The following is a 5285-nucleotide window of genomic DNA, read 5'->3' as shown; positions in this document are numbered from 1 at the left end:
GGGGACTGATTGGGGGATGCTGGTGAGTGATGCCGACCTGAACGTGCTGTGCTGAATCCATAGGCGCTAATGCACTTTCAGGTCGGTGTATCTCGCGAATCTTCCACGGTCAGCCCCCTCTCCCTCAGGGAGAGGGGGCTCTTGATCTTCGGGCAATAAAAAACCCCGACTCTCACGAGCCGGGGCTTCTGTTTGAAGTGCTACAACGAATTAACCGTTGAACACGTCATCCACGCTTTTCAGCGGGTAGTTCTTCGGATACGGCAGGGTCGCCACACCGGTCTCGATCGCAGCTTTGGCCACAGCGTCGGAGATCAGGGTGATCAGGCGCTTGTCCATTGGCTTCGGAATGATGTACTCACGGCCGAATTCCAGCGGAGCACCGCCGTAGGCATCGCACACGTCCTGTGGAACCGGCAGCTTGGCCAGTTCACGCAGGGCGTTGGCCGCAGCCACTTTCATTTCTTCGTTGATGCGCTTGGCGCGAACGTCCAGGGCACCACGGAAGATGAACGGGAAGCCCAGTACGTTGTTGACCTGGTTCGGGTAGTCCGAACGGCCGGTGGCCATGATCACGTCGCTACGGGTGGCGTGCGCCAGCTCCGGGGAGATTTCCGGATCCGGGTTCGAGCAGGCGAACACGATCGGGTTGGCCGCCATCGACAGCAGGCCTTCAGCGCTCAGCAGGTTCGGGCCGGACAGACCGACGAACACGTCAGCGCCTGCCAGTGCGTCAGCCAGGGTGCGCTTGTCGGTGGCGTGAGCGAACACGGCTTTGTACTGGTTCAGGTCGTCACGGCCGGAGTGGATCACGCCGGTACGATCAACCATGAAGATGTTTTCGATGCGTGCGCCCATGCTCACCAGCAGTTTCATGCAGGAGATGGCGGCAGCACCGGCGCCCAGGCAGACGATTTTCGCGTCCGGCAGGGTTTTGCCAGCGATTTCCAGAGCGTTGATCATGCCCGCAGCGGTCACGATCGCGGTGCCGTGCTGGTCATCGTGGAATACCGGAATGTCGCACTGCTCGATCAGAGCACGTTCGATCTCAAAGCACTCTGGCGCCTTGATGTCTTCCAGGTTGATGCCACCGAAGGTGATGGAGATGCGTTTTACGGTGTCGATGAAGGCTTGCGGGCTTTCGGAGTCGACTTCGATGTCGAAAACGTCGATGCCGGCGAAGCGCTTGAACAGTACGCCTTTACCTTCCATCACTGGCTTGGAAGCCAATGGGCCGAGGTTGCCCAGGCCGAGAATCGCGGTGCCATCGGAAATGACTGCAACCAGGTTGCCCTTGCCGGTGTATTTGTAGGCCAGTTCAGGATCGCGAGCGATCTCACGCACTGGTTCAGCTACGCCGGGGCTGTAGGCCAGCGACAAGTCGCGAGCGGTAGCAGTGGCCTTGGTGAGCTCGACACTCAGCTTCCCTGGACGAGGATTGGCATGATATTCGAGAGCGGCAGTTTTCAGATCAGACATTTTGGCATTCCGCTTTTTACTGTTGGACAGACTGGTCAGCGAGGATACGCGCCTCGCAAAGTCCCCACAAGACTGAGCGGTCACCCCTGTCAAGCGCCCTGCCCTACGACTTTGGGCCAAGAGCCACGGCGCACAAGGGCTTGACTGTTCACAATCGACAGAAAAAATGTCTACAATTTTTCTTCAGTGCGGCGTTTGCAACATTGAAGGATCCGTCAGCGGAAGCAACCAACGTGACTGACCGGATTGCAGCCCAGCGCGCCGCGAACGATCGACGATCCAGCCGCGAGCCTCAATTTGCTTGCCTTTGAGCGCCAGCAAACGGGCATTGTCGAATTGTCCGACCAGATTGGGTGCAACGCGCAACACAAGCGCGTCCTGCAACTCGATCCAAATTCCACCGCGATTGCGCTGAACCTTGCTCACACGCCCACTGATCACGGCGAAACCCAAGCGTTGAATCTGCGCCGCTTTCAGTACAGGTGACTGCCGCCAGAGGCCCAGCCCGGCCTTTCGCGCACTGCGTTCGGCGGCTTGCTGACAGGCAACAAGATCGACATTCGGCGCAACGGCGACCTGATAACCGAGGCCATCGGCGAGCATTTGCGCTTCGAGATTGGCGCCGCTGGCACTGTAAATATGCGCGAGCGTACGCCCATAGTGGTCTTTGGCTTGCGTGCCGGGGAGCAAGCCGACACGTCCGCCGCTGGCATCGACCAGCGCTTGCAGGCGCTTGCGTGCCGCCACCGCGAAAGGTTCATCGCTGCGGCCCTGCTTGCCCAGCTCAGGCGTGTTGAGGCCGATCATCCGCACGCTGCGGCCGTCGCTCAAACGCAAGGTGTCGCCATCGACCACGCGCTGCACCGTAACGCTGGTCAATCCAGTCGGCGCCGGGCAATAGGCTTGCGCGCCGGACAGCCAAATCGCGGACACAAAAAAGGCGCCCGCGAGGGACGCCTTTTTCAGCAACGAGGAAAAGCCCACCGGGCCCTTCAACCTTACTCTGCAGCAGCAGGTTTCTTGCCGAAAGCACCGAAACGGTCTGCGAACTTCTGAACGCGACCACCGGTGTCCAGAGTCTTCTGCTTACCGGTGTAGAACGGGTGGCATTCGTTGCACACGTCGATTGGCAGAGCTTTGCCGAAAGTCGAACGGGTTTCGAACTTGTTGCCACAGCTGCAGGTAACAGCGATGACTGGGTAATTCGGGTGAATATCAGCTTTCATGGTGTCTTCCTCAGCTAGCGTGCCGCCACCCAACACTATTGTTGAATACCGCACGTAATTAGGCCGCGGATTCTACCAGACCTTTTCAAACACGCAAGCTGTCACCGAGACCGACCGTCTGCTAGGCTCCCGGCCCATTGCACTACCGCTGTGGGAGCGAGCCTGCTCGCGAAGACGATCTATCTGCCAGCATCTTCGTCGCCTGACACACTGCTTTCGCGAGCAGGCTCGCTCCCACAGGTTATGTACGCAGTCCTTTTAATCGCCTGTTGATCGAGATCCCCCCGCGTGCCCGATGCCATTCTGCGCCTCGCCCTGCCTTCGCCCTTGCGCCGCCTGTTCGATTACCGGGCGCCGGCCGGCGTGCTGCGCGAGCAATTGCAGCCGGGCATGCGCTTGCGGGTGCCGTTCGGTCGGCGCGAGATGATCGGGATTCTGGTCGAGGTCACCGACACCAGCGAAGTGCCGGTGGAGAAACTCAAACCGGCGCTGGCCCTGCTCGATGCCACCGCGCCGCTGCCACCGGCGCTGTTCAAGCTGTGCCTGTGGACATCACAGTATTATCAGCACAGCCTCGGCGACACCCTGAGCTGGGCACTGCCGGTACTGCTGCGCCAGGGTGAGCTGGCCGAGGCCCGGCAGGAACGTTTCTGGTCGATCGTGCCTGGCGCCAGCCTTGATGATCCGCGCATTGCCCGCGCCCCGCGCCAGCGTGAAGCACTGGCGACGCTGGCCCAGCATCCACATGGCGTCGCCCATCAGTTGCTGAGCAAACTGATGCTGAGCAAGGACAGCCTCGATCTATTGCTGGCGAAAAATCTGGTGCAAGTGGAAATCCGCCGCCATGCACCCGGCGTGCGCCATGAGCATTGGCTGGCGCAACCGGAATTGCCGCTGAACACCGAGCAGCGCGCCGCGTATGAAGCAATTCGCGCCGGTTTCGACAGTTATCACGCCTTTCTGCTCGCCGGGGTCACCGGCAGCGGCAAGACCGAAGTCTATTTGCAACTGATCCGTGAAACCCTCGAAGCCGGCAAACAGGCGCTGGTGCTGATCCCGGAGATCAACCTCGGCCCGCAGACCCTGGCGCGCTTCGAGCAGCGTTTCAATGCGCGCATCGCCCTGCTGCACTCGGCAGTCAATGACCGCGAGCGCCTCGAAGCCTGGCTCGCAGCGCGCGATGGCGAGGCCGACATTATTATCGGCACGCGTTCGGCGCTGTTCACGCCGATGAAAAACCCCGGGCTGATCATCATCGACGAAGAGCACGACGGCTCTTATAAACAGCAGGAAGGTTTGCGTTACCACGCCCGCGATCTGGCGCTGGTGCGCGCACGGCAGGAAAACATCCCGATCGTGCTCGGTTCAGCCACGCCATCGCTGGAAAGTCTGCACAACGCCTACACCGGCCGTTACGGTCTCCTACGCCTGAATGAACGTGCCGGCGGCGCCAAGCAGCCGCGTTTCCTGCGTCTGGATGTAAAAAGCCGTCCACTGGACAGCGGTATTTCCGGGCCGATGCAGCAAGCCATCGGCCAGACGCTCGCCAACGGCCAACAAGTACTGGTGTTCCTCAACCGTCGCGGTTTCGCGCCGACGCTGCTCTGCCACGACTGCGGCTGGATGTCCGAGTGTTCGCGTTGCGATGCGCGGATGACCGTGCACCAACGCTACGGCGAACTGCGCTGCCACCACTGTGGCTACGTCGAACGCACCCCGCGCCAGTGCCCGAAGTGCAACAAGGTCGATCTGCGCCCGGTCGGCGCCGGCACCGAGCGTGCCGAGGAACGTCTGGCGATTCTGTTTCCCGATTACCCGGTACTGCGCGTCGACCGTGACAGCACGTCGCGCAAGGACGCGATGAATCAACTGTTCGCGACGATTCAGAAAGGTCAGCCGTGCATCCTGGTCGGCACGCAGATGTTGGCCAAGGGGCACCATTTTCCACGGGTGACGCTGGTGTCGATTCTGGATGCTGACGGCGGCCTGTTCTCCGGCGACTTCCGCGCCAGCGAACGGATGGCGCAGTTGATCGTGCAAGTCGCCGGCCGTGCCGGGCGAGCCGAAGAGCCGGGCAAGGTGATCATCCAGACCCACCTCGCCGACCATCCTTTATTAGTACAACTTACCGAACAGGGTTATTTCGCCTTCGCCGAACAGGCTCTGAGCGAGCGTCGCGCCGCCGGCCTGCCGCCGTTTGCGCATCTGGCGTTGTTGCGTGCCGAAGCGCACAAGCCGGGGCAGGCGGAGGGCTTTCTCGATGAGGCGTGCAGCGAGGCCGAGCGTTTGCTGGCTGAGCAAAATTTGACCGGCATAGAACTGCTCGGGCCGGTGCCGGCGCCGATGGAACGCCGCGCCGGACGTTATCGCGCGCAGTTGTTGTTGCAGGCGACAGCGCGGGCACCGTTGCATCGGTTGCTGGCCAGTTGGCTACTGGCGCTGGAGCAGATGCCGAGCGGGCGCGCGGTGCGCTGGTCGCTGGATGTCGACCCCGTCGATTTGTATTGAAGATCAAAAGATCGCAGCCTTCGGCAGCTCCTACAGGAAAATGCCTATCGCCGTGTAGGAGCTGCCGCAGGC

The 5285-nt window shown here is 61.2% G+C and carries 4 protein-coding genes; 1 reads left to right on the top strand and 3 read right to left on the bottom strand.

Annotated features, from left to right (window positions below):
• Positions 1-210: 210 nt before the first annotated feature.
• The 3 genes from PMI23_RS16425 to rpmE all read right to left on the bottom strand — a co-directional run bounded on the left by PMI23_RS16425 (position 211) and on the right by rpmE (position 2705).
• Positions 211-1479, bottom strand: coding sequence for a malic enzyme-like NAD(P)-binding protein (locus tag PMI23_RS16425; protein WP_007909407.1), 1269 nt, complete (start codon positions 1477-1479; stop codon positions 211-213).
• 183 nt (positions 1480-1662) lie between these two features.
• Positions 1663-2463 (bottom strand): thermonuclease family protein, encoded by an 801-nt coding sequence (locus tag PMI23_RS16420; protein ID WP_007909405.1) that lies wholly within the window; start codon positions 2461-2463, stop codon positions 1663-1665.
• Positions 2464-2477: 14 nt separating this feature from the next.
• Positions 2478-2705: a 50S ribosomal protein L31 gene (rpmE, locus tag PMI23_RS16415; RefSeq protein WP_007909403.1), complete on the bottom strand. Its 228-nt coding sequence runs from the start codon at positions 2703-2705 to the stop codon at positions 2478-2480.
• A 288-nt stretch (positions 2706-2993) separates the two neighbouring features.
• On the opposite strand from rpmE, the gene PMI23_RS16410 reads away from it, so the two are divergent.
• Positions 2994-5213, top strand: coding sequence for a primosomal protein N' (locus PMI23_RS16410; protein ID WP_007909401.1), 2220 nt, complete (start codon positions 2994-2996; stop codon positions 5211-5213).
• Positions 5214-5285 lie beyond the last annotated feature (72 nt).

The sequence above is a fragment of the Pseudomonas sp. GM24 genome, from assembly GCF_000282235.1.
Taxonomy (GTDB): domain Bacteria; phylum Pseudomonadota; class Gammaproteobacteria; order Pseudomonadales; family Pseudomonadaceae; genus Aquipseudomonas.
Note: the sequence above shows the minus strand (reverse complement) of the source record. Positions and strands in the feature narration are given on the sequence as shown.

Bases quoted from the DNA above. Each gene is read 5' to 3' on its own strand.
- rpmE (WP_007909403.1), bottom strand. From the start codon at position 2,705: ATGAAAGCTGATATTCACCCGAATTACCCAGTCATCGCTGTTACCTGC.
- PMI23_RS16425 (WP_007909407.1), bottom strand. From the start codon at position 1,479: ATGTCTGATCTGAAAACTGCCGCTCTCGAATATCATGCCAATCCTCGT.